This is a genomic window from Methylophilus sp. 13 (assembly GCF_015354335.1).
Lineage (GTDB): Bacteria > Pseudomonadota > Gammaproteobacteria > Burkholderiales > Methylophilaceae > Methylophilus > Methylophilus glucosoxydans.
The window spans coordinates 436,302-461,561 of the sequence record NZ_JADKYR010000001.1 but is presented as its reverse complement, the minus strand read 5'-3'; the positions used below and the strand labels follow the sequence as shown (position 1 = coordinate 461,561).

At 50.8% G+C, this 25,260-nt stretch carries 25 protein-coding genes; 10 read left to right on the top strand and 15 right to left on the bottom strand.

Going from position 1 to position 25,260, the window contains the following annotated elements:
• The first annotated feature begins 2 nt into the window (after positions 1-2).
• The 4 genes from INP77_RS02175 (at position 3) to INP77_RS02160 (ending at position 5,071) form a co-directional block, all read left to right on the top strand.
• A complete protein-coding gene (locus INP77_RS02175; RefSeq protein WP_194747053.1) occupies positions 3-1,010 on the top strand; it encodes a sulfate ABC transporter substrate-binding protein in 1,008 nt (335 codons plus the stop codon).
• 80 nt (positions 1,011-1,090) lie between these two features.
• Positions 1,091-1,369 carry a DUF2325 domain-containing protein gene (locus tag INP77_RS02170; RefSeq protein WP_194747052.1) on the top strand — a complete coding sequence of 93 codons (279 nt, stop codon included), beginning with the start codon at positions 1,091-1,093 and terminating at the stop codon, positions 1,367-1,369.
• A gap of 171 nt (positions 1,370-1,540) precedes the next feature.
• Positions 1,541-3,193, top strand: a complete 1,653-nt coding sequence (locus INP77_RS02165) for a bifunctional diguanylate cyclase/phosphodiesterase (protein WP_194747051.1) — start codon at positions 1,541-1,543, stop codon at positions 3,191-3,193.
• Between the two features lie 246 nt (positions 3,194-3,439).
• Complete coding sequence (locus tag INP77_RS02160) at positions 3,440-5,071, top strand: EAL domain-containing protein (RefSeq protein ID WP_228518648.1); 1,632 nt, start codon at positions 3,440-3,442, stop codon at positions 5,069-5,071.
• A 24-nt stretch (positions 5,072-5,095) separates the two neighbouring features.
• Here the strand turns inward: INP77_RS02160 and INP77_RS02155 are convergent, their stop codons facing one another.
• From INP77_RS02155 to epsC, 4 genes are all read right to left on the bottom strand, one after another.
• Positions 5,096-6,415 (bottom strand): TAXI family TRAP transporter solute-binding subunit, encoded by a 1,320-nt coding sequence (locus tag INP77_RS02155; RefSeq protein WP_194747050.1) that lies wholly within the window; start codon positions 6,413-6,415, stop codon positions 5,096-5,098.
• A 171-nt stretch (positions 6,416-6,586) separates the two neighbouring features.
• Entirely contained in the window at positions 6,587-8,500 is a 1,914-nt protein-coding gene (locus INP77_RS02150) for a family 2A encapsulin nanocompartment cargo protein cysteine desulfurase (protein ID WP_194747049.1), read from the bottom strand.
• Positions 8,487-9,401 carry a family 2A encapsulin nanocompartment shell protein gene (locus INP77_RS02145; RefSeq protein ID WP_194747048.1) on the bottom strand — a complete coding sequence of 305 codons (915 nt, stop codon included), beginning with the start codon at positions 9,399-9,401 and terminating at the stop codon, positions 8,487-8,489. The genes INP77_RS02150 and INP77_RS02145 overlap by 14 nt, the downstream gene beginning before the upstream one ends.
• 47 nt (positions 9,402-9,448) lie before the next feature.
• Positions 9,449-10,351: a serine O-acetyltransferase EpsC gene (epsC, locus tag INP77_RS02140; protein ID WP_194747047.1), complete on the bottom strand. Its 903-nt coding sequence runs from the start codon at positions 10,349-10,351 to the stop codon at positions 9,449-9,451.
• A 321-nt stretch (positions 10,352-10,672) separates the two neighbouring features.
• Here epsC and cysK point away from each other — a divergent pair, with 321 nt between their 5' ends.
• From cysK to INP77_RS02110, 6 genes are all read left to right on the top strand, one after another.
• Positions 10,673-11,659, top strand: a complete 987-nt coding sequence (gene cysK / locus INP77_RS02135) for a cysteine synthase A (RefSeq protein WP_194747046.1) — start codon at positions 10,673-10,675, stop codon at positions 11,657-11,659.
• A gap of 187 nt (positions 11,660-11,846) precedes the next feature.
• Positions 11,847-12,827 (top strand): sulfate ABC transporter substrate-binding protein, encoded by a 981-nt coding sequence (locus INP77_RS02130; RefSeq protein WP_194747045.1) that lies wholly within the window; start codon positions 11,847-11,849, stop codon positions 12,825-12,827.
• A gap of 50 nt (positions 12,828-12,877) precedes the next feature.
• Positions 12,878-13,747, top strand: a complete 870-nt coding sequence (locus INP77_RS02125; RefSeq protein WP_194747516.1) for an EAL domain-containing protein — start codon at positions 12,878-12,880, stop codon at positions 13,745-13,747.
• A 109-nt stretch (positions 13,748-13,856) separates the two neighbouring features.
• On the top strand, positions 13,857-14,690 hold the full coding sequence (gene cysT / locus INP77_RS02120; protein ID WP_194747044.1) for a sulfate ABC transporter permease subunit CysT: 834 nt from the start codon (positions 13,857-13,859) through the stop codon (positions 14,688-14,690).
• A 57-nt stretch (positions 14,691-14,747) separates the two neighbouring features.
• Entirely contained in the window at positions 14,748-15,638 is an 891-nt protein-coding gene (cysW, locus tag INP77_RS02115) for a sulfate ABC transporter permease subunit CysW (protein ID WP_194747043.1), read from the top strand.
• 1 nt (position 15,639) lies between these two features.
• Positions 15,640-16,617: a sulfate/molybdate ABC transporter ATP-binding protein gene (locus INP77_RS02110; protein ID WP_194747042.1), complete on the top strand. Its 978-nt coding sequence runs from the start codon at positions 15,640-15,642 to the stop codon at positions 16,615-16,617.
• 95 nt (positions 16,618-16,712) lie between these two features.
• On the opposite strand, the gene INP77_RS02105 is transcribed toward INP77_RS02110, so the two are convergent.
• From INP77_RS02105 to INP77_RS02055, 11 genes are all read right to left on the bottom strand, one after another.
• On the bottom strand, positions 16,713-17,132 hold the full coding sequence (locus INP77_RS02105; RefSeq protein WP_194747041.1) for a type II toxin-antitoxin system VapC family toxin: 420 nt from the start codon (positions 17,130-17,132) through the stop codon (positions 16,713-16,715).
• Entirely contained in the window at positions 17,129-17,368 is a 240-nt protein-coding gene (locus tag INP77_RS02100; RefSeq protein WP_194747040.1) for a plasmid stability protein, read from the bottom strand. The genes INP77_RS02105 and INP77_RS02100 overlap by 4 nt, the downstream gene beginning before the upstream one ends.
• Before the next feature lie 353 nt (positions 17,369-17,721).
• The gene (locus INP77_RS02095; RefSeq protein WP_194747039.1) at positions 17,722-18,090 is read right to left on the bottom strand and encodes a MoaF C-terminal domain-containing protein; all 369 of its coding nucleotides are present in this window, start codon (positions 18,088-18,090) and stop codon (positions 17,722-17,724) included.
• 340 nt (positions 18,091-18,430) lie between these two features.
• A complete protein-coding gene (locus INP77_RS02090) occupies positions 18,431-18,727 on the bottom strand; it encodes a hypothetical protein (protein ID WP_194747038.1) in 297 nt (98 codons plus the stop codon).
• A 71-nt stretch (positions 18,728-18,798) separates the two neighbouring features.
• Positions 18,799-19,065: a hypothetical protein gene (locus tag INP77_RS02085; RefSeq protein ID WP_194747037.1), complete on the bottom strand. Its 267-nt coding sequence runs from the start codon at positions 19,063-19,065 to the stop codon at positions 18,799-18,801.
• Between the two features lie 474 nt (positions 19,066-19,539).
• Positions 19,540-20,178 (bottom strand): hypothetical protein, encoded by a 639-nt coding sequence (locus INP77_RS02080; RefSeq protein WP_194747036.1) that lies wholly within the window; start codon positions 20,176-20,178, stop codon positions 19,540-19,542.
• A gap of 99 nt (positions 20,179-20,277) precedes the next feature.
• Positions 20,278-20,976, bottom strand: a complete 699-nt coding sequence (locus tag INP77_RS02075) for a hypothetical protein (protein ID WP_194747035.1) — start codon at positions 20,974-20,976, stop codon at positions 20,278-20,280.
• An 85-nt stretch (positions 20,977-21,061) separates the two neighbouring features.
• Positions 21,062-21,580, bottom strand: coding sequence for a hypothetical protein (locus tag INP77_RS02070; RefSeq protein ID WP_194747034.1), 519 nt, complete (start codon positions 21,578-21,580; stop codon positions 21,062-21,064).
• A gap of 390 nt (positions 21,581-21,970) precedes the next feature.
• Positions 21,971-23,242, bottom strand: coding sequence for a bifunctional O-acetylhomoserine aminocarboxypropyltransferase/cysteine synthase (locus tag INP77_RS02065; RefSeq protein ID WP_194747033.1), 1,272 nt, complete (start codon positions 23,240-23,242; stop codon positions 21,971-21,973).
• 94 nt (positions 23,243-23,336) lie between these two features.
• Positions 23,337-24,566 carry an SfnB family sulfur acquisition oxidoreductase gene (locus INP77_RS02060; RefSeq protein WP_194747032.1) on the bottom strand — a complete coding sequence of 410 codons (1,230 nt, stop codon included), beginning with the start codon at positions 24,564-24,566 and terminating at the stop codon, positions 23,337-23,339.
• A 21-nt stretch (positions 24,567-24,587) separates the two neighbouring features.
• Complete coding sequence (locus INP77_RS02055; protein ID WP_228518647.1) at positions 24,588-25,220, bottom strand: OmpW family protein; 633 nt, start codon at positions 25,218-25,220, stop codon at positions 24,588-24,590.
• Positions 25,221-25,260: the final 40 nt, after the last annotated feature.

Here is a 25,260-nt window from a genome sequence, read left to right as displayed (position 1 = left end):
ACATGAAACTTCATCAAAAAATTAAGCAGCTTTTTGTCGTCGCGACCTTAGTTGCCCCGTTGGCTGTTTGGGCGGCCGATGTGAATCTGCTCAATGTGTCTTACGACCCGACGCGTGAGTTGTATCAAGACTACAACGAAGCCTTTGCCAAATATTGGAAAGCCAAGACGGGTGATAACGTCATCGTCAAGCAGTCACATGGGGGCTCTGGCAAGCAGGCACGTTCCGTCATTGATGGCCTGCAGGCCGATGTGGTGACGCTGGCCTTGTCTTATGACATTGACGAGATTGGCAGCAAAGGCCGCTTGTTTGGCCCGGACTGGCAGAAACGTCTGCCGCACAACAGTTCGCCTTATACCTCGACTATTGTGTTTCTGGTGCGTAAAGGCAACCCGAAAAACATCAAGGACTGGAGTGACTTGGTGAAACCAGGCACCTCGGTGATTACCCCTAACCCCAAAACTTCTGGCGGGGCGCGTTGGAACTACCTGGCGGCCTACGGTTATGCGCTCAAGCAAAACAATAACGACGAGGCTAAAGCCAAAGAGTTTTTGAAAAAACTGTTTAAAAACGTGCCGGTGTTAGATAGCGGTGCGCGTGGCGCAACCACCACCTTTGTGGAGCGTGGTATTGGCGACGTGTTGCTGGCTTGGGAAAACGAGGCTTTCCTCGCGCTCAAGGAGCTGGGGCCGGATAAGTTTGATCTGGTCGTGCCTTCACTGTCTATTCTGGCTGAGCCACCGGTGACTGTTGTCGACAAGAATGCCAAGCGTCATGGCACTGAAGCGGTATCCAAAGCGTATCTGGAATACTTGTACAGTGAAGAGGGCCAGGAAATTGCAGCCAAAAACTACTATCGTCCGACGCTGGAATCTGTGGCCAAAAAATATGAAAAACAGTTTCCTAAAGTCAATTTGATCAAGATTGACGAAGCGTTTGGTGGTTGGCAAAAGGCGCAGAAAACACACTTTGCCGATGGTGGTGTATTCGACGAGATTTACCAGAAGTAAGCATTGAAATTCAGCAGTTCATTTTAGAAAAAGGCATTTACCCAATGCCTTTTTCTTTCTCTACAACAGGAGAATGTTTCATGTCAAAAGCATTAGTCATTGGTGGTGACCGTATAGAGGGCATCAAACAGGTGTTGCACGCGCAGGGGATTGATAAAATTGATCACTGGACGGGCAGAAAACCCGGCGACGTCAAGCGCGAGTTACCTGTTAACGTCAACGTGATTGTGCTGGTCACCGGCTGGCTCAATCATTCCATGATGTACCGCATCAAGCATGTCGCACATAAGCGCGGACTCAAAGTCGTTTATACCCGTAACAGTGCGGATGGCATGCAGCGTGTATTAGAAGCGGCTTGATTCGTGCGTGGTGATTGCGACCGGCGAGACCAGCTTATTTTAAATCTGCTCTAAATATATCCCCTTTATTGACCGTTAAAACAGGTAAGTTTTAAGGTTTAATGACATTGCTCACACATGTTTTTTAACATGTGCGCAACATTGAGTCGTCAAGGTTTTTAAGGGTTGATAATGAGTCAGAACGGGATTGGCGAGCTGGCAGCGCCACTCAACGAAAACACCACACAGCGGCAGTTTATGCGGCATCGTCTTGTCCGAAAGGTGCAAGACAATACGCATTTTCTGGCGATGACCAGCATGGTGTGCGGCTTGTTAGGTTTTCCTCATTATTTGCTGGATGTAGATAACAATATCTGGCTCGCGCAATTGTTGACTTACCTGACCTTTATTTTGGTCAGCTACAATCTGCTGCTCGAAAATGGCCGCAACAACCTGGCCATGTTGACCATGTCGCTGGTGACCATCAGTTTGTTCGTGGTGCAACTGTCACCTTACGCCGCCGATTTTAACGATACCGCCAGCATCTTGCGTGCCTCAGGCCAAACCGGCCTGCATGCGCCTTCCAATAGTTGGGAGTTTATTGCCGGTGGTGTGTTGGCCTGTCTGATTGCAGTCTCCTATCTTTTCCAGCGGCATCATTATGTTGCTGCCAGTCAGGGCATGCTGTGTATTGCGGTCATGATTCCTTTGATTCCGTTGCTAGGGCTGCTTTGCGGCATTGCTAATCCTTATGGTGTGATGTCACCGCTGACCACATTGAGCGGCATGCTCTGTGCGTTTGGCTTGCTGGCCAAGCAGGCATCGCATCCGCCCATGAGTTACCTGTTGCTGATGGACGATACCGGTAAACAGATTCGCTCCAGTATCTTGTTGTTAAGTATCTGCGCCATTTTGCTGGCCAGGGCCGGTGTGATGTTTGGTGACAATATGCGCGGCTTGCCCCTCGTGGTGCTGGTTTCCTTGATCGCCATCATTTATACCCTGTCGGTGACTTATTATCACCAGGGGCAGGTCAGCGAAAAGGTACTGCCCGCAACCGATATGGATTTCGCTAGCCAGGTCGAGACCGCGCTGGATAATCAGCAGTTTTTTATGATGTATCAGCCGCAGGTCGATTTTAAGACGGGCAAACTGAAAGGGGTGGAAGCCTTGGTTCGCTGGCGCCATCCTGAAAAAGGCATTATTTCCCCGGAGAAATTCATTCGGGTGGCTGAGTTGACCGGGTTGATTGTGCCTTTGGGCAAATGGATCATGCAAACGGCCTGTGCACAGGCCGCTCAGTGGAAGGATCATCCGGTGCTGGGCAAGATAGAGGTGTCTGTCAACGTCTCTGCATTGCAACTTAAGTCTGGCACTTTGGTAGAAGAGATCATGCAGATTCTGCAAGACACCGGGCTCGCGCCAGAACGGCTGGTGATTGAGTTGACCGAAAGCTCTTTTGTACAGGATGACGGTGAGAATGCGCGTCTGATGCATCAGCTCAAAGAAGCAGGCATCAAACTGGCCATTGATGATTTTGGGACTGGCTATTCCTGCCTCTCTTATTTGCGTGATATTCCGGGCGATTATCTCAAGGTAGACCGTTCATTCGTGATGGAGCTGCCTGGTCACAATAAAGCAGAAGCCGTGATTCAGGCGATCGTTAGCCTGGGCAAAAGCTTGGATTACCGCATTATTGCCGAAGGGGTAGAAACCCAGGCACAGGCTGATTTCCTCAAGTCAATCGGCTGCGATATTGTGCAAGGCTTTTTGTATGCCAAACCCCTTGAAGCCGATGCGCTGCCACAATGGGTCTCTGTGGCACAACCTGAAACGCTCGCCTGATTTGCATTGACTGATCATGACTTGACCTCCCATGGTCAGGACTTTTTCCCTCGTTTAGCTTGCTTCCATTCTGCTATAAAAACTATCTGTTTTATAGCGAATCACTCATGAGTACCAATTAATTTGATATAAAGAGTAGAAATGTGCCATTTTATTTTACTTTGGTATCCATTCGTTTCGCCTATAGTGAATGACATGGCCTGTGCCCGCACAGGATCAGAATAGATCAAGATTAGGGGGAGCACTATGTCAGTTTCCAGTATTGACTGGTCTACTGAGCGTCATCACGCAACTTCAACACAGCAGTTATACATGCGGCACCGGTTTTTAAGAACGGTGCAAAAGTTTGCTCCTTGGCTGGCAATTGTCAGTATTGTCACTGTGTTGTGGGGACTACCGTTTTTGCCAACACACCCTGCGCTAAGCCTGTTTTTACTGCAAAGCAGTGCATACCTGATTTTCATGCTCGCCAGCCTAGGGGTGGTGTACCAGACTTGGCATCAAAAGCGCGTGATTGGTGGCCTGATCCTGATTGTCGCTGCCGGTTTTCTGTGCCAACTTTATGTCAGAAGCAGCGTCGTCACATTCAACAACGGCTGGGCGACGCTCTCTACATTGTTCACTGACCAGCACGATAAGATGGTTTTTGATCTGGGCATGGCCTTGTTGGTGTTGCTGGCAGCGGTGTTGCATCATCGCCATTTCAATCGCGCCAGTCAGGTCTTGCTGAGTATTGCCGTTTTGATGCCGGTCACCGGCTTGCTGGCCTGGGCCTATCATATTCCGCACGCTTACGGTCAGCTCTCACTGTTGACCACCATTGGTGGCTCGCTGTGTGCGGCGGCCTTGCTGGCAAGGCAGATCACCGCTACCCCCATGAGTTACCTGTTGTTGCTGGATGACACTGGCAAGCATCTGAGATGGATCGTCTGCATCTTGATTACATGCGCGATTGTTTTGGGAGGGGTGGGTGTTTTTTTTGATAACGATCTTCGCCTGACGCCCGTCATTGTCACTGCTGCACTGATTTTAATCATCATTGTGATGACTTTGACCTATTATCACAAAGGGGTGATGCATGAGCAGGTGTTGCCCCCAGAAGACCTGGCTTTTGCCAGTGAACTGGAGGCTGCGATTGCGCAAGAAGCGTTTTATCTGGTGTATCAACCGCAGCTGGATTTTGTGACCGGTAAACTGGTGGGCGTTGAAGCCTTGATTCGCTGGCAACATCCCGAGCGTGGGGTCGTGTCGCCGAATCAGTTTATCGGTGTGGCCGAGTTGACCGGGCTGATTGTGCCCATGGGTGCCTGGGTACTCAAAGCCGCGTGTGCACAAGCGGCCTCCTGGACTACCGGTGAATTGAGTCGGGCCAAGGTCTCGGTCAACGTCTCCCCCTTGCAGTTAAATACTCCCTGTTTTGCCGAATATGTGTTGTTGGTACTGCAAGAGACTGGCCTGGCGCCTGAGCGCCTGGTAATCGAGCTGACCGAGAGTGCGTTTATTCATGCCGACTGCACGGGCAACGAGCGCCTGCAGAAACTCAAACAGCACGGCATTAAACTGGCGATTGATGACTTTGGCACCGGCTATTCCTGCTTGGCTTATTTGCGTGATATTCCGGGGGATTACCTGAAAGTGGATAGGTCTTTTGTGAATGACATTCCGGGCAAAGAGCGCTCAGAGGCGGTGATCAGTGCCATTGTGGTGTTGGGCAAAAACCTGCATTACCAGATTGTGGCCGAGGGGGTGGAAACCGAAGCCCAGGCAGATTATCTGAAGGCGCTGGGCTGTGATTTTGTGCAGGGCTTTTTATATGCCAAGCCGATGACCGCACAGGCCTTGCAAGACTGGATGCGCAATCGGGCAGACCTTACCTGAGCTTTGTGCGTTTAAGGCTTGTGCCTAAAACGTGCGCTGATTGAGTTTGGAGCGAACCAGCTCAATATGCGCACGCAACTCGTAAGCATATTGTGAAAAAGGCACCGGTAGCTTGACGTTGACCACCTTGGTTTCAATTTCATTGAGTTTATCCAGGCACTGACGGACATCTTCAGCCGATTTGATTTCTTGCAGCTGGGTATCCAGAAAGCGTAGCTCGCCGTAATAACGGAACAGTTTGCGCTTGACGAGCCACACATACACCATCGGGATAATTTTGGTGAGCGGGATCAGCAACGCCAACAAAGGCAAAATCACAATCAGCGTGCGATTAACAAAGGTGGCTGCCCAAAATGGCAGGTATTTATCAATAATCGGCAGGCCGGATTTGTAGAAATTCAGCGCCTGCGTGCTGATCGGAAAATCCGTATCCTTGGCAGAAGGGAATTCTCCCTTGCCGTTAAACATGCTTGGGCCACCATGCACTTCGGCAATCACTTTCATCATCAGGTAAATCAGCGCCGGATGCATGCTGTCCTTGATCACCAGCGTCGCGGTTGGCGCCACCAGATGCACATCGTGGCTGGGAATATTGCGCGCCAGGTCCATGGCGCCTTCTGGCAGCACCAGGTGATGCATAAACGCAAACTTGCGTGAAAAGGCTTCAGCGGTGTCCATACTTACCATGGTCAGATGCTTGTCTGCAATGAGCTCGCGGACCAGGCTTGAGTTGGCAACATCCACAAAAAAAGCGGCATCGAGCTTGCCTGACTGCAGGGCCGCCACTGCTTCTTCGGCACCTATGGTGACCAAGGTGCTGTTGCTGGCATTGATGCCACTTTCAGTCAACAGCGTACTTGCCAGAAAATGACTGCCGCTGCCTGGATAGCCGACGCCGATGCGTTTGCCTTTGAGGGCCGATAAATGGGTGGTTTCGGTTTTGCCGCGGCAAAAAATCCACACCGGCTGGTAGTACAGGCTGCCCAATGACAACAGTGAGCCTGCGCCTTCACTATGCGCCATGCCATCTTGAATGAATGCAATATCTACGTTGGAGTCAGGGTCCTTGAGCAAACGCAGGTTTTCATCATCCCCTGCCGTTTTGCGTATCTGCAGATGAATGCCTTCTTTTTTAAGATAGACGCCATAAATCGCGGCAAACGCATTGTAATTGAGGTCCGCTTCGCCGGTGGCAATCACAATATTGCGTGGGGGCGCAGGGTCTATGAATTTGTAAGCAAAAAACAGCGCCAGGCAAATGAGCAGGAAGGAGGGGAGCGTGGCTTCCAGCATTTCGCGGGTGAAGATGGCGGTAAATTTGTTGTTGCGCGGATCAAATTTCATCGGTTACCTGGCGTCTGGTTATGGAAATCACACTCACAGCGAGCTGTGCATTGCGATTCTACAGAGGCTTGCCGCGAATGTCACAATCTTGGCGGGCAACAAAAAAGAATCCCCTGCCTTGGCAACGCGCACGCTGCACGGGCAGGGGATGAGCTATGTTACGCGGCTAGACTAGGCGTGATAGGACGCCAAGCGTTGTAACACCGCAATCATGCGGTCGATTTCATCATAAGTGTTGTAAAACGCCAGTGAAGGCCGTACGGTGGTTTCAAAACCAAAGCGACGCAAAATCGGCTGTGCACAATGATGGCCAGAACGCACGGCAATGCCTTCTTCATTGAGCGCTGCGCCTACCTCTTCGCTTTGATAGCCCTTGAGTGCAAAAGACAGTACACTGGCCTTATGTTTGGCCGTCCCGATCAGGCGCAGATTGGGGATCTGGCACATGGCTGCCGTGGCATACTCCAGCAGGGCATGCTCATAGGCGGCGATATTTTCGATGCCTAGCCGTTCCACATACTGCAAGGCGGCACCTAATCCTACCGCATCGGCGATATTACCCGTGCCTGCTTCAAATTTGGCCGGGGCCGCGTGATACACCGTTTTTTCAAAGGTGACATCTTGGATCATGTTGCCGCCGCCTTGCCAGGCAGGCATGTCTTGCAGCACGTCCGCTTTGCCATACAAGGCACCAATGCCGGTGGGGCCAAAGATTTTGTGCCCGGAGAACACAAAAAAGTCAGCATCCAGCGTTTGTACATCGGTCCGCATGTGTGACACCGATTGCGCGCCATCCAGTAGCACTTTTGCGCCCGCCCTGTGAGCCATTGCAATCATTTCCTGAGCAGGCGTGACCGTCCCCAACGCATTTGATACCTGGGTAAATGACACCAGCTTGGTTTTTGCCGTCAGCAGTTTCTGGTATTCCTCCAGCAGAATCTGGCCACTGTCATCCACCGGAATCACTTTCAGCACCGCCCCCGTTTCCTGACACAATTGTTGCCAGGGGACGATATTGGCGTGATGTTCCAGATGTGAGACCACAATTTCATCGCCTTGCTCCAGATGTTTTTTGCCCCAGGTTTTTGCGACCAGGTTAATCGCTTCCGTGGTCCCGCGTACAAAAATGACCTGATTCACCGAGGGCGCATTGATAAAACGACGCACGGTTTCGCGCGCTTCTTCATACGCATCCGTCGCGCGCGCGGCCAGCGCATGGGCGGCACGGTGAATATTCGAGTTTTCGTGCTGGTAGAAATAACTCACGCGGTCAATGACAACTTGTGGTTTTTGCGTGGTCGCCGCATTGTCAAACCAGACCAACTGGCGGCCATTCACCCGCTCATTGAGGATGGGAAAGTCACGCCGTACCGCATGCACATCAAATGCCGGATGCGCAGAAGCCGGCAGGCTGCCCGTCAACCCGGGTTCGGCCTGCAAAAAGTAAAACGATTGCGCGCCGGCTACCGGCGGTTTAGCCGCAGTTTGGGAGGAGGCCGCAGACGGTGGGGACTGTATTGCACCCGCCCCCAGCCAGCGATCCAGCTCCTGCTGGTAAGGAATCTCAATGCCCGTCCCGGCAAATGAGCCAGGGGTCAGAAAAGCAGCCTCGGGCTGCAATACATTCAGGTGGGCCGGATGGTTATGTAACGGGTCGCTACCCAAGGCTTCAATGCCAGGCACATACGTGAGCTGCTGCGCTTGCGCCTGCTGGGTGACGGGTTGCGCCTGCGTTTGCGCATAACTCGGTGAGGCCACACCACCTGTGCCACCCACATTGACCAGCTTGGTAGTCAATGAGTCTGTAGGCGGGACAGATGGCTGTGGGGCATGCGAAGCCGCCAACGATTGCGCCAGGTCTGCTGCCGCAAACGGTGCCGTCGCCGGAAACCCTTCAGCGTAGAGATCGTTGACCAGTTGCGTCAGCGTGGCGGTATCCAGCACACCTGTGTTTTCCAGTTCGCGTCCTACACCCGCCGCAGCAGTCATCTTGGGATGCTCACCCGGCAATGAGGCCAAGATGGCCTCAGGCTCAAAACTGGCGCCATCAGTTAAAGTCAGGCCGAATGAATTACTTGTAGTCATAGTAATGATCAACTCCGACATCTTCCAGGACGGCAATCGCGTCTTCGGTCAGCACGGCCAGTGAGCAATACAGCGAGACCAGGTAAGACGCAATTGCTTTATGGTTAATGCCCATAAAACGTACTGACAGGCCCATGGTTTGCTGGCCTGGCAAGTTCGGTTGATACAAGCCGATCACGCCTTGCTTGCTCTCGCCTACACGCAGCAGCAAGATTTTGGATTTGCCGTTGACGATAGGCAGTTTGTCGCTAGGAATCAGCGGAACGCCACGCCAGGTCAAGAACTGTGAGCCGAATAAGGAAACGGTTGGGGGTGGCACGCCACGGCGGGTGCACTCACGGCCAAAGGCGGCAATTGCTTTCGGGTGCGCCAGGAAAAACGCAGGTTCTTTCCAGACTTTGGTCAGCAGCTCATCCAGGTCATCCGGTGTTGGGTAACCATTACGGGTTTTGATGGTTTGTGATTTGGCCACATTGTTGAGCAGGCCGTACTCTTTGTTGTTGATCAGTTCGCTTTCCTGGCGCTCTTTGACTACTTCAATAGTCAGGCGCAGTTGCTCTTTGATCTGGTTGTGCGGGCTGCTATACAGGTCAGACACGCGGGTATGCACATCGACCACGGTATTCACCGCGTTTAGCACATATTCACGGCCCCACTCTTCATAATCGACAAAGGTTGCTGGCAGCTCTTTTTCATCTTTGTTGGAGCAGTCGACAGTAATGGCGTTGGGGTCTTTGGCCTTGTTGACACGGTAAATACCGGCTTCAACGGGTACCCAGTTGAGCAAATGCACCAGCCAGCGCGGGCTGATGGTGCTGAGCATGGGCACCGATTTGGTGGCATTGGCAAGCGTGCGGGCGGCGACATCGCCCAAAGCGCTCTGAAAAGGTTGTTCTGACATAAGGTCTCCTTAAAGTGCAACTATGAATAGGTTGCAATAGTTAAAAATCAAGCGGCAGCCGGAATCGGTTTGGCATCCGAATGCGCTTGTGTGAGGTGACTGTTGGCAGGCACGCTGCGTGTAACCCAGACATTGCCGCCAATAATCGAATGTTTTCCTATGGTAATGCGGCCCAGAATGGTGGCCCCGGCATACACCACCACGTAATCCTCCAGAATGGGGTGGCGTTCAAATTTCTTCACCAGATGGCCATTGGCATCTTTGGGAAAGTTTTTTGCACCCAGTGTCACCGCCTGGTAAAGGCGGACGTGGTTACCAATAATCGCCGTCTCACCTATGACCACGCCGGTGCCATGATCAATAAAAAAGTAATCACCGATACGGGCGCCAGGATGAATATCAATGCCGGTTTGCGAATGGGCGATTTCAGTGATCAGGCGCGCAGAAATGGTCAAACCCAATCCGTGTAAAACATGCGCCAGCCGGTAATGAATCAGCGCCAGAATGCCGGGATAGCTGACCAGAATTTCATCCACGCTGTCCGCCGCCGGATCGCCTTGATAAGCGGCTTCAAGATCGGTATCCAGCTGCTGGCGAATCGCAGGCAATTGCTCGGCAAAGGTTTGCGTGAGGGCATGTGATTGTGCATTGAACTGGCTGGCGGCGGTCCCCGGCGCCTTAAACGCAAGCTCAAGACGGATTTGTTGCTGCAATTCACGCAGAGCTTTATCCAGCGTGGTCCCCACATAAAAGTTAATGGCATGTGGCTGAATGTCTGAATCACCCAGCCGGTTGGGGAACAGCGCCGCAGCCAGGCCTTCCACGCACTTGGCCAGCACTTTACGTGAAGGCAGCTTGGGTGGTTGCGTCAAGCGCTGGCGTTGTTGCAATGCATGTTCGCGGATGCCCGCCAGTTGTTGCACGATGTGCTCGATGGCAATTTCTTGCATCGTGGATTCCTTGTCATGGTAAGTACGCGATTGCTGACAACAGGCGAAAAAAAAGCCAGTGGCCCTGGCGGGTCACTGGCTTCCAGTTGTCTGGTCAGCATGAATCTTTGCTCACTATAAAACACTCTTTCGTGATTGAACAGGGTAAAGCCTAGAATCATTTATTATTTTATTATCAGTATTTGTTATTTAAAGCAGTTTTAAAATAACCGAAAAGGTAGGGTTATAACTATTAAATATATTTATCCAACAAAATGTTATTTTTAATTTATTTCAGCGCTTTTTAAACTACAGTCACTGTTTTTATTTGAAGAGCGCTTTATGTCACACTGGTTTAATGACAATGCACATTCCATCGGCAATACGCCCTTAGTGCGCCTGAACCGCCTGACCGCCCCTGGTCAGGCCACCATTTTTGCCAAAATAGAAGGCCGTAACCCGGCCTATTCTGTCAAGTGCCGCATCGGTGCGGCCATGATCTGGGATGCCGAACAAAAAGGCTTGCTGGGCCCCGGTAAAGAAATTGTGGAGCCAACCAGCGGCAATACCGGCATCGCGCTGGCCTTTGTGGCTGCGGCACGGGGTATCCCCATTACTTTAACCATGCCGGAAACCATGAGCCTGGAGCGGCGCAAATTGCTGATTGCTTATGGTGCCAAGCTGGTACTGACCGAGGGCGCCAAAGGCATGAAAGGCGCCGTGGCCAAGGCAGAAGAAATTGCCGCCGCGGATCCAGCACGTTATGTGTTGTTGCAACAGTTCAAAAATCCGGCCAATCCGGCCATTCATGAACAAACCACAGGCTCCGAAATCTGGCGCGATACCAATGGCGAGGTGGATATTCTGGTTTCAGGGGTGGGCACCGGCGGCACCATTACCGGCGTTTCCCGCTATTTCAAACAGACGCAGCATAAGAACATTCTCTCTGTTGCGGTAGAGCCGGCCGCCAGTCCGGTGTTGACGCAGTTTAGGGCAGGGCAAGCACTCGCGCCGGCACCGCACAAAATTCAAGGCATAGGCGCAGGCTTTGTGCCGGATATCCTGGATTTAAGTCTGGTGGATGACATTGCACAAGTGACCAATGAAGAAGCGATTGCATTCGCCAGAAGACTGGCACGCGAGGAGGGCATTCTGGCCGGCATTTCCTGCGGGGCGGCGGTCGCGGTAGCGGTCAGGTATGCGGCTCTGCCTGAGCATGCGGGTAAAAATATCGTGGTGATTTTGCCGGATTCCGGCGAGCGCTATTTGAGCTCCGTGCTGTTTGACGGCATATTTGACGAGCACGGGCTCAGTGTGTCAGCCGCTTAAATTGCTCGCTGTTTCTCGCTTTGGGCTTTGCTGCGGACCAGCGATCAAAACGCCAGTGCTTGCACTGGCGTTTTTTATCATCTTCAGTTTTATATTCTTTAATATTATAAATATATTATATTTTATTCTTTTTAAAAATATAAAACTCCCGCTATAGTGCCTCCCTATCAAGTTCAGGGAGTTGTTTATGTCGTCTTTTATCCGTCACTTGCTGGTCTGGGCTGCGCTGCTACAAGCACCTGTGCAGGCTGCTGAATTGCTGAATGTTTCTTACGATGTGACCCGCGAGTTTTATAAAGAATTCAACCCGGCTTTTGTCCAGTACTGGAAAGAAAAGACCGGTGAATTGGTGACCATTAACCAGTCACACGGCGGCTCGACCAAGCAGGCGCGTGCGGTTGTGGATGGCTTGCCTGCGGATGTGATTACCATGAACCGTAGCGCCGATATTGATATTCTGGCGCAAAAAGCCAAATTGATCCCGGCAAACTGGCAGAGCAGATTACCCAATAACAGCGTGCCCAGCGCTTCACCCACAGTGTTTCTGGTCCGCAAAGGCAATCCCAAACAGATTAAAGACTGGGACGACCTGATCAGACCCGGTGTGGCGGCGGTGATTCCTAACCCTAAAACCTCGGGTAACGGCAAGTATAGCTATCTGGGCGCCTGGGGCTATATCACGCAAAAAGGCGGCGATGCCAGCAAGGCGCGCCAATTTGTGACCCAGGTGTTTAAACATGTGCCGGTGCTGGATACCGGTGGCCGCGGCGCCACTACCACGTTTGCCCAGCGCGAGATTGGCGATGTGCTGGTGACGTTTGAAAACGAGGCCTATCTGCTGCAAAAAGAGCTGGGGGAAGACAAGTTTGAGCTGGTGTACCCGTCCGTGACCGTGCTGGCAGAGAACCCGGTGGCGCTTGTAGACAAGGTGGTGGATAGAAAAGGCACGCGCAAGCTGGCACAAGCCTATCTTGAGTATCACTTTTCACCTGCGGGTCAGGCTTTGGCTGCCAAACATTACTTGCGCCCGCAAGTGGCTGAGGTGGCGCAACCCAGCTTTAAAAAGCTCAATACATTTACGGTCAAACAGGTGTTTGGCAGCTGGAACGAAGCCGAAAACACGCATTTTAGTGATGGCGGCATCTTCGACCAGATTTATCAAAAATAGCGTTTAAAAATCATTGCCTAGCGCATGCTTAAACGCAGAAAGGAGTCATGATGACACAAAAACCGTTATCCCCAGAGCCGGAGCACATTGTGCAATTGCGTGCCGAACTCAAACAGGTGCTTGCGCTGGACCTGGAAGAGCTTGGTCTGCTGGAGGCCAGCTCGGGCGAGTATGAAAGCACCTTTATCGGTGTTCATCTTAAAACCGCTTTTCAGCCGATCTACGATGCCAAACAAGGGGATATTTATGGCTATGAAGCCCTGATTCGCCCCTCATTGTTTGGCACCCTGGGCAGCACACCCGAGTTTGCGTTTACCTATGCCGAGCAGTCCGGCAAGCTGGTGCAGTTTGACCGCGTATGCCGCTCGCAGCACGTGCTTAATTACCGGGCCATCCACCAGGAAAACGGCTTGCTGTTTTTAAACGTGCATCCGAAATTACTCCTCGAGGTCAGCGCTCACGGCAAGGTGTTTGAGCAGATCCTGCATAAGTATTCGGTGCCTACGCATCGCGTTGTGCTCGAGATCAACGAGTCTCTGATCGAGCAGGACAAGCACCTGATCGCTGCCGTGGAGAACTACCGCGCCTTGGGCTACCAGATTGCGTTTGATCATGTCGGCGGCCACCAAAGCAAGTTATATCGCTTGTGGAGTGTGCAGCATGATTTTATCAAGTTTGATGTCTCTGTGATTCAGCAGGCCGCGCAACAACCGGGCTTGGCCAAGGCACTCAAGGGGCTGGTATCCAGCGTGCAGGATCTGGGCAGCACGCCGGTGATTTTGGGCATTGAAACCCAGCAGCAACTGGATATTGCGATCTCAGCCGGGGCGACCGTGTTGCAGGGCAACTTGCTGGCCGCACCGGTGGTGGCCAAGGTCATTAATGACCAATACCAGCACCGCACGCCAAAAGTTGCCTAATCCATCACGCTTTATATAACAGGCGCTTATAAATTAATGATTATTCATTCTTTAATGATTTAAAAGAATGCAGCTATATTAGCGCCTGTTTAACGGATCACCATACACCATGGCATCACAAAAAAAGAAACATTTACTCCCCGGCTTTGGCTTGTCACTCGGCTACACGCTGGTCTACCTAAGCCTAATCGTTCTCATCCCTTTAGCCGCTGTTTTTCTGCGCACCACCGAGCTCAGCTGGCATGAGTTTTGGGCGGTGGTCACTACGCCGCGCGTGGTTGCTACCTATAAACTAACCTTTGGCGCCTCATTGATTGCAGCGCTGATTAATCTGGTATTTGGCCTGCTCACTGCCTGGGTCTTTGTCAGGTATCAGTTTTTTGGCAAAAAAGTGTTCGATGCACTGGTCGACTTGCCGTTTGCCTTGCCGACGGCGGTGGCCGGGATTTCACTCACCGCGATTTATGCGCCGAATGGCTGGTTAGGCCATTGGCTGGAGCCACATGGCATTAAAGTCGCGTTTACCCCACTCGGCGTGGTGGTGGCGCTCACCTTTATTGGCTTGCCGTTTGTGGTGCGTACCGTACAACCGGTGCTCGAAGACTTTAGTGCCGAGGCCGAAGAAGCCGCGGCCAGCTTGGGCGCCAACCGCTGGCAAACTTTTTACAAAATTATTCTGCCCGCCATCTGGCCGGCGCTACTTACCGGTTTCTCGCTGGCATTTGCCCGCGCGGTAGGTGAGTATGGGTCGGTCATCTTTATCGCCGGCAATATGCCGATGATTTCCGAGATTACGCCGCTTATGATCATCACCAAACTTGAACAATATGATTATGCAGGCGCCACGGCCATTGCCGTTGTGATGCTGGTGATTTCGTTTGTGTTGCTGCTGTTGATCAACTTGCTGCAATGGTGGAGCAGTCACCGCCATGGCGCTAAATAATCGGTAGCCGCTGAAAGCATAGCGTTGCGTATATTTTGATAAACCATAGGTAGGATGATGCAAACCACACAATTTCAACAATATCAGGGCAAAGTGGCCTACAAACGCGCCACCTCTGAACCCACCTGGGTTCGCTGGGGCTTGATTGGCCTGGCACTGACGTTTTTAGGGCTGTTTTTGCTGGTGCCGCTGGCGGCCGTTTTTACCGAGGCTTTGCGCAAAGGCTGGGACGTCTACCTGGCTGCGATCACCGAAGCTGATGCCTTGTCCGCGATGAAGCTGACTCTGATCGCCTCGTTGATCTCGGTGCCTCTGAATCTGGTATTTGGCGTGGCCGCCGCCTGGGCAATTACCAAGTTTGACTTTAAAGGCAAAAGCTTTTTGATCACCCTGATTGACCTGCCGTTTGCGGTCTCGCCGGTGATCGCCGGGTTGATCTTTGTGCTGATTTTTGGCCTGCAAGGCTGGTTTGGCGAATGGTTGATCGATCACGATCTGAAAGTGGTGTTTGCCGTGCCCGGCATTGTGCTGGCGACCATTTTTGTGACCTTCCCGTTTGTGGCGCGCGAGTTGATCCCGCTCATGCAGGCGCAAGGCAAAGAAGAGGAAGAGGCTGCACTGGTGCTGGGCGCTTCTGGCTGGAAAATGCTGTGGCATGTGACCCTGCCCAATGTGAAGTGGGGCCTGATTTACGGCGTGATCCTGACCAACGCACGGGCCATGGGCGAGTTTGGCGCCGTGTCTGTGGTCTCCGGCCATATCCGCGGCCTCACCAACACCATGCCTTTGCATGTCGAGATTTTGTATAACGAATATAACTACGCTGCGGCCTTTGCAGTGGCTTCATTATTGACGCTGCTGGCCCTGGTAACCCTGATTTTGAAAACCTATGTTGAATGGCAGGCATCCCGAGATGCCGCCGCGATTGAAAAGGAAGTGACGGCTTAAGATGAGCATTACCATACAACAGATCAATAAAGGGTTTGGCCAATTTAGTGCCCTGCGCGATATCAATCTGCAAGTCCCCTCAGGCGAGCTGGTGGCCTTGCTTGGGCCTTCAGGCTGCGGCAAAACCACGCTGTTACGCATTATCGCTGGCCTGGAGACCCCAGACAGCGGTCAGGTGCTGTTTGATGGCGTAGACACCACCCACCGTGATGTGCGCGAGCGCCAGGTTGGTTTTGTGTTCCAGCATTATGCGCTGTTCCGCCATATGACCGTGTTTGAAAACGTCGCCTTTGGCCTGCGCGTGCGCCCCAAAGAAACGCGCCCGTCAGAAGCCGAGATCAAAAAACGCGTGCATGACTTGCTCAAGCTGGTACAACTCGACTGGCTGGCTGACCGCTATCCACCGCAATTGTCTGGCGGCCAGCGCCAACGAATTGCCTTGGCACGTGCCTTGGCCGTCGAGCCAAAAGTACTGTTGCTGGACGAGCCATTTGGCGCGCTAGACGCCAAAGTGCGTAAAGACCTGCGCCGCTGGTTGCGCCGTCTGCATGACGAACTGCATGTGACCAGCGTATTCGTCACGCATGACCAGGAAGAAGCCCTCGAAGTCGCCGACACCATCGTCGTCATGAATCACGGTCAGGTTGAGCAGGTCGGGTCACCGCAAGCGGTGTATGACCAACCCGCCACGCCGTTTGTGTATGAGTTTTTAGGCAATGTAAACGCCTTTGAAACCCCGCAAGGCAAAGGCTTTGTGCGTCCATATGAGATTGCCGTTAGCCGAGAAGCAGACGCGCAAAGTATCGCCGGTGCGCTCACCTATGTGCACTCTGTGGGCTCACTGGTGCGTCTGGAGATCAAACGTGCAGACAATGAGCAATATGTCGATGTGGAGCTGGGTCGGGAGCAGTTTAATCAGTTGAGTTTTAAGCAGGGCGAGACGGTGTATTTGAAACCGACGCAATTGCGGGTGTTTTAAACTAACGCTCTGAACAAAAAGGCGCAACATCCATCATTGCGCCTTTTTTCTGTTTAGAAAAATCTATTTTTAAAGCTTGATGCAAAGCGCTTTTATTACAGATCAAACGGATTAATCACGCTCAATCCTGCCGCGATAAAAGGTTGTGTGTCTCTAGTCGCAACGGTCAGCTCATGTGTCATCGCAATCGCGGCTATGTAACCATCTGCGGGCGCGATCACTTGACCAGCCGCACGCGCTTTAGCCCGCAACGTGGCATAAGCCTGGGATGCTACGAGATCAAATGACAAAATACGACCTTCAAATAAAGGTAACACGCGTTGCTCAAGGCTGGCATGTAACACCTCTTTTCGCTTACCCGCTGGTAACACTGCAATCCCAAAACGCAGTTCAGCGATGCCGATGGTAGAGAGGTACAAAGTTTCAATGTTTTGTGCATTGATCCAATCGGCTATTTTGGGGTCGCCTGTGGCTTTTAACGGCTCAGAAATGACATTGGTATCTAATAAAATCATTCAAAATCCATAGGCTCTGAGGCTGTTTGGTCTCGCCCAATCTCAATATCCACGCCATCAACCTCACGACCAATTTCCGTTAACAATGTACCAAGCAGGACTCTATGCTTAGGCCTCACTGCATTTTCTAAAATAAAACGTATTTCCGCTTCGGTACTGCGATGGTTCTGGGCCGCCCGCGCCTTGAGTGCGCGGTGTGTTTCCTCGGGTAAATTTCTGACAGTGACAACAGACATACATATGCACTCCATGATAAAAACATAAAAATGCTATCACTATAAAAAAATGATGTCAAATTGATGTTTTGGAGTCACTTTTGCAACTAAAATAATAAGTGCGTAGCCTTTATGATAGACCACCCCGACTCTCCCCATTTACCTTACCCAAGAGAGTAGTAGGGCAACTAGTTGCCCTCGCGTCACAATACCCGTTACGCTCTAACTATCCCCAAATTCACTATCTGGACTTCACCCGCTTCCCCGGCGCTCACTATAAATCCCCAACTTCACGGCACGATGAAAAGTGGAGTTAGGCCACCCTACAGGGTTGCATGGCGAATGGACATCATCGTTCGCCATGCAGGTAAATCTCACTTCTCGCGTACGATAGCCCCTGAAATCACATAGCGTTCCTTGCCATCAATAATGGTCGAATACACCTTCATGGTGTTCAGGTTGACTACCTGAGTGACGGTGATTCCAGTTTTCTCAACCCAGCTAGCAAAGTAAATCTTATCGGCTATTTTAAAGCGATCAGGGTGCTCCTTGCCGCTGGCACCTTTCTCTGACCCTTCTACGCAGGTCCATGTCATGAGTTGCGGGTCTTTGACCTCCACCCGGTAAATGCTTCCGCCATCATATTTGTAAAGAAACTGCCCAATAAATGCCTCAGCGGCATGCGCTGCAGGTATCCAAGTTGCAAAGAGTAAAGAGCTGAACAAGAGAGATAGCGATTTCATGCGTACTTTCCTAAAGTGTGTTTTCTGTCAGTGTCATCGGTTAAAAATGTAAGTATAGTAGGGTGCGCAACTAGTTGCCCACGCGTCACAATACCAAATACGCTCTAACTATCCTCAACCCACTCTCTTCAAACGCTAAGCTACTTTCCCAATTTTCAGCAAACAAACCCACCTTTGAGTCGCGATGAAAAGTGGAGTAAGGCCACCCTCAATGCCCTTGCCAAATCGTGGGTATTACCCAGCCGCTTGATTTTTCTAGCGTGCGAAGGAACAAAAAAACCCGCCCAAAAAAACAGGCGGGTATCAGAGAGAGATTTAAAATCGTTTGGTAAATCAGGCGTTAATCAGGGTTATGTGGTGCAAGATATGGGCGTTTACCCGTAAAATTCATTTGATGTTGGTTATGTTTCATCAATTTTTTTTCAGCTTGTTCCGGGTCCTCAGCCACTAAACCAGTGCCTTCCCAGGCTTGATCAGCCCCCTTGGCTGGTTTATCAAGAATTTTGTTGTAGGGACGTTTCCCGATAAAGTGATTGTGATGTGACTGGCCTACACTTTGCTCGTTATCCGGTAAGTCAGCTGCATTTACTTGCGCCACAAAGCCTAAAGCCAATATGGTTAAAAATAATTTTTTCATTTGTAATCTCCTAAATTTGTCCTAAAGCATTTGGGGCGCTTCACTTGTTCACGTCGACCCTATGCCCTGGATTAAAAAGCGCGTTTACCAAGCATGTGCAGTTTTTGCACTTCATGAACGTTCGCACGTCCGCTGTTACCATCCACCACCAGTGTCGCGCCTACCCAGGGTTGCTCACCGTCAGCTTTGGCAACCACTGGTTGAGCATATGGACGCTTGCTCAAAAAATGTTGCGCAGTTTGTACTTTTTCAATCCCACCATTTTGTTCAACCGCCACTACTGGGGCAGCAACAATAAAACCACTTACTAAAGCCATTGCAGAAATAACGTTACGCATGTTTGTTCTCCTATCTGTTAGTCAGTGTGATGGCAATCTGTTAAAACTTGCTCAATCACGATGGTTTGCATTATGCGCGGACTTTTTCCATAAATCGTCTATAGATATAGGTAGGTTGGTATATACCAAACGGCATATTTTTGTTGCTTAGAGGATAAGAAAACCAGAGGCTGAGATGAGCTATTTTCAAGTCTCAAAGAGGATTCGATGATCACAATATCGGTGTAGCAATAGGGTAGCTTCCCGTAGCGCAAAGCGCACATCGTCATCACATAAAAACCGTTGCTTACGGTAAGTGACTACTGCTAACGGTCACTTGCTTTAGAAGGGTTGGCGCGATGGTGATGCAATATTGAATCAATTTGCAAGGGATTTAATGCGTGGGCAACAAGTTGCCCACCCTACAGGGCTAATGTCATGATGCCCAACGTTTGAATTAAGGGGCGCCGTTAGACGTCCCACTTGAATGATGGGTTAGGCACTTTTAGCATATTTTTCAATCAATTCATTATATTTTGCCTCACCAACATATTCACCAAAGAACAAAGCATTTTGATCAAGATTTTTTTTGGCATTTGGAAGCATATACACTTTGATGCAATATCCACTAAATCCATGAGTTTTATTGGGATATTTCATTACCATTTCTTTTCCATCCCAACTATAAACAAGCTCATTTTTTCTTAGCCATTTACCAAACTCTGAAGCAATTTTATTTAGTTCTGGGAAGGTTTTATTTAGGTTAGTGGGGGTAAAAGTCAATGATGCACATGTCCAGTTATTTGGTTTTCTAAAAATTGGATATTCAAAAACAGCACATGGTGTTTCTCGCAGTTTAACTATTGGGGCCTTAGGTTCTTCCTTCTGTAGCCTCGAAGCAAAAATAGCAGATTTTTTATCTCTATTTGACTGGTAAGTTTTCCAGTCAATACTATCTTCCCAGGTAATTACAGGGCCCATAGTTGAAAAATGAAATACATCTTGTCGATGTACACCGTTGCAATATAGCTCTTTCTTCTCAGAAATAATCATTTCAGGGGAATATAAAGCTAGCCAGTTATTTATAGTAATAACATCATCATCCGTTGCTAAAAAGTAAAAAGATTTTGACATGGGAAGCCTAACGTAGAGCTAACCGGCGCTGCGCGGCTTTATCGCGCAGCGTCCAGCGACTGAAAGGAGCGAAGTTGAGCGCCGGGTTAGAGCTGTCGTTCACTTTGTGGATTGCTCTCTCGGTTTTCCGCCTAGGGTAACTTCCTTAATCAGATATCGAATTTCCCCAGTGTCAGCGACGAATCTTGTCAAGAACTCAACGGAATCTACAGGTGCAGATTGAACGACAATCGCTTCGTATGTAACACCCACCCCAAGAAGGCTTAGCGACATACGAGGACTACGCCACCACACGGCGGAGCGCCCGGTTAAGGTAACGTCACTCGTCTCCGCCCAACTGAGTCCTCCAAAACCAATACGAAACCCAATTTCCGCTTTTCGAGAAAGTGATGCGGAGTCACGGGACGCGCCCAAAAACTCACCAAAAGACCTAAGCCTATCCTCCAGTTCGTTTGTGAGGAAAGCCTCCGCGCCACGGCTCCTAAGCAGTTGTACTTCATTTCGAAACTCATCAATAGCTTGCTTGAAAACTTCGGTTGCGCCACTCTCCGATGGATTGCGTTGAAAAGTTGAGAAGGCATCACATAGCTTTGAGGTAGCTAAGGTCAAAGGAACGTAGATTCCTTTGGTGTATTCACGAGCGTTCTGCAAGTAGTTCTCGCGTAGTTTCTGGCTTGCGGAAACCTCAAGCTCTTTTATCTTGTGGCGGGTGTTCCATGTTGAAGAGATGGCTGCAATAGTGCCGCCTACTAAGGCCGCACCTGCGGCAATTGCTGCGGTGATAATGGTAGCTTCCATTGGCTGTGTTCTTTGCAGTTCTAACGTTTGACATAAGGGGCGGTGCGCTTCAGCGCAGCGTCCCGCTTGATGGATGGGTTAGCCATTAGTAAATTTCCCCTGACCAATCCCACGTAATAGACGAAACTTTGCCACGAACAAACGTAAAGGTGATTGTATTTTCACTTGGCCCTTCCTCATTGAGTTGGTAGACAAGATTGTCATTGTCGGCCCATAGGGGAAAACCAAGTTTAGAGCGTATGGAATCGGGAGATGCACCAATGGATAGCTGCTTCAGCATTTTCGGATGTGGTTTGTTGATAACTAGATTCAGCGGTAATTCGTTGGGTGGGCTGAAATAATAAGCCTTGTATATTTCTATTTTGGCTTTTGGGCATGAAATAGTTTGAATTTCGTCAGTGATTGTAGATTCGATGCGATTTTGAACACGTTTGATAGCAATGTGCTTTGGGTTTTGGCATTTGGCTTTTACGATTTCACGACCTAAAGAATCTAGTTCCGGCCTTACGGTTGGTGTTTGATTGAGGCTCTCGGCAGAGATGGCATTGCAAGTTGCAATACCCGATAAGGCAATGTAGAAAACAATCAATGCTAAGCGGTTCATATGGCTAACGTAATATAGACACCGATATCGGTGTATAACTTATATTTTGTATGTGATTATTTATATAAGTGTCTAGCATATCTTTGTGTTTTTATTGATGATTTTTATTTAAATATCATGCATGGAACACACCTGCTGGTTGCACTATTTAAAGCTTTTAATTATTAGTAAACTTAATCTGATTATCATCAAGCTTTTACAAAAATGCAATATTAAATCTTAGCTTGTAAAAGCAGTGGCGACTGTTCAGCCACGATTGGATTGCTGTTGATAACCGATCGTTGGATAGCAGCTATGTGCTGATAATTTAAGAAAAAAGCGCAGCATTGCTGCTGCGCTCGCATAGTTGCCTTTAATGCCAAAAACCGACATGGCCAGTTTTTGATCACCTTAAACTTTCGCCAATGCCTGCTCCAAATCTGCAATCAAATCATCGATATGCTCAATGCCGACTGATAACCTGACCATATCTTCACTTACGCCAGCGCGTGCCAATTCCTCAGCATTAAGCTGACGGTGGGTAGTGGTGGCTGGGTGGCAAGCGAGACTTTTTGCATCGCCGATGTTGACCAGGCGTGTAAACAGTTGCAGCGCGTCAATAAAGCGGGTGCCGCCTTCGCGACCATCTTGCACGCCAAAGGATAAGATGCCTGAGGCGTGGCCGTTGAGGTATTTTTTCACCAGTGCATGGTCGGGGTGGTCTTCAAGCCCGGCGTATCTGACCCATTTTACTTTGGGGTGTTGTTTGAGGTATTGAGCGACCGCGAGGGCGTTGCTGCTGTGGCGCTCAATTCTAAGGGCAAGCGTTTCCAGGCCTTGCAGAATCAAAAAGCTATTAAATGGGCTGATGGCGGCGCCGGTATTGCGCAAAGGCACGACGCGGGCGCGGGCGATGTAGGCGGCGGGGCCTAATGCCTCGACGTAATTGACTCCATGGTAGCTGGGGTCGGGGGTGTTGAGGCTGGGGAAGCGGGCGGCATGTTCTGCCCACGGGAACTTGCCGCTATCGACAATGACGCCACCAATCGAGTTGCCGTGGCCGCCGATATATTTGGTCAGCGAGTGCACCACAATATCCACACCGTGCTCAAATGGTCGGGACAAAATGGGCGTGGCGACTGTGTTATCGACGATCACCGGCACGCCGTGTTTATGGGCTGCCGCGCTAATGGCGGCGAGATCGACCACATTGCCTAACGGGTTTCCTATGGTTTCAGCAAACACCAGCTTGGTACGGCTGTCGATGAGTTTTTCTAAAGAGGCCGGATCGCGGTAATCAAAAAACCGGACTTCTATGCCTTGCTTGGGCAAGGTGTGCGCAAAGAAGTTATAGGTGCCGCCATACAGCGTTGAGACGGACACAATATTATCGCCTGCCTCGGCAATGGTTTGAATCGCGTAGGTAATCGCGGCCATGCCAGACGCCAATGCCAGCGCGCCAATGCCGCCTTCCAGTTGTGCCAGGCGCTCCTCTAGCACGGCGGTAGTCGGGTTCATGATGCGCGTATAAATATTGCCTTGTACCTTGAGGTCAAACAGGTCAGCGCCATGTTGGGTATTGTCAAAGGCGTAAGAGGTGGTTTGGTAAATGGGCACCGCAACCGCCTTGGTGGTGGGGTCCGGGTGATAGCCGCCGTGAATGGAAAGGGTTTCTTGTTTCATCGCTCAACTCCTTTATTAATTATTTGAATTTATTATATTGGTATTAAAGTATAACCCCGGTGCGCGGCCGGGGTTATATCATTTGCTTACATGCTTATAACCACGGGTGACGTGGCGGATTCACTTTGTTGAGGTAGTAGTTGCCAATGGCGTGAAACTTCCAGCGGACCGGATCATGCAGGGTATGCGTGCGTGCATTGCGCCAGTGACGGTCGAGATTGAGTTCTTCGAGCGTAGAACGCGTGCCGCTGAGCTCAAACAGTTTGTTGCCGGCTAATAGCGCGATTTCGGTGGTCAATACTTTGGCTTCTGCCACGGCAATGGAGGCCGCTGCCACCGTGGTTTCGTTGGCTTCTTTCGCTGCCAGTGTCAAGGCCTCGGCGGCGCGGTCCAGCAAGGCTTCTGCTGCGTGCAAGCGCAATTCCAGGTCGCCAATTTGCTGGATGGTGTAGGGGTCATCGCTGGCATGCTGGATATCCTTGGCATCTATCCATGGCCGCGCGGACTGCTTCACATAGTCCAGCGTCGCGGCTATGGTGCCTGCGGCAATGCCTGCATCGACGGCTGCCTGAATAAACTGTGAGCTGGGTCCGGCGATGGTCGGGCGGGCAAAGGCTTGGTAAATTGGCACCACATGTTCTGCAGGCACTTGTACGGCTTCAATCACCACGGTTCCGCTGGCGGTGGTGCGTTGACCAAAGCTGGACCAGTCATTGATCACTGTCAGCCCAGGGGTACCTTGTTTGGCCAGTGCCAGATAAGGCAGACCTTCTTCTGTGGCCGCCACAATTGGAATCCAGTGGGCGAGCAAGGCGCCAGTGGCAAAAAACTTGGTGCCATTGACGACAAAACCTTCGCCATGCGGGGTGATGCGGGTGGCAAACTCGACCACCGTGCGGCTGCCTTTTTCTGAGAAGGCATTGCCAAAGCGGGCGCCTTTGAGCACCAGCTCAAAAAAGAACTGCTTCTGGCTCTCGCTGGCATCCAGGATCAGATGCTCGATAATGACAAAATGGTTTTGCGGTAATTGGCCCAGTGAAGGGTCCGCCGCAGAAATAATTTTTATCACTTCGCCCAAGGTGCGATAAGAGACGCCCGCGCCGCCGTAGGCTTTGGGGATGGTGATAGCCCACAGGCCGCTTTGCGAATATGCGTCCAGTTCGGCCACTGGTAAACGGCGCTCTCGGTCGCGCGCAGAGGCTTCCTTGGCAAAGGTCTCTGCTAACTGTTTTGCAACGGCAATCGCCTCTTCGTCACTGCGAATGCGGTGTGCCGCCGGGAGAGTGTCTAATGCTGGTATGGCAAATGTATTGGATTGACTCATGAGGGTTCCTTTCACGTGAGATTAAAAGCGATAGCCGACAGTAAGGCTGTAAACCGTGGGGTTGATCTCCACTTTGCCAACATTGGCGCCATTGATTTCTGTGCGCGTATCAATGCGTGCATAGCGGATATCACCGCCCACAGACCAATGCTCGTCAATGGCAATATCTACCCCCGCTTGCACTGCGGGCCCCCAGGAGCTGCCGAGTGACAGTTTGGCGCCGCTATCGAGTTTTTCATCAAGAAAACGTGTGTAGTTGATGCCGAGCCCAACAAATGGCCGTATGGTCGCTTCTGGCCGGAAGTGGTATTGCAGGCTGAGGATGGGCGGCAAATGTTTGGTGGAGCCAGCACGCTCACCATTGACGTTGATCTGGTGCTTGAAGGCGAGTCCGCCCAACAGATCGATTGCCCAGTGCGGCGTCAAGTAGTAGCCAATATTGAAGGTCGGGCCGGTTTGACTATCCACCGTCACAGCAGCGGTGTTTTGGATAATACGGCCATTGTGGGATTGAGGATCAATCAATGAAATCCCCGCACGTAATTGCCATGGCGACAGGTCTGTGTCCGCGTGCACGGTGGCAGTAATCATCGACAGAGAGAGGCCGATGGCGATCAAAGGGGAATGGGTAAAGAATGGAAATGCATGTTTCAAGATAAAACTCCTTCTGGTTTTCAAGTCGGCTGTCATGCAG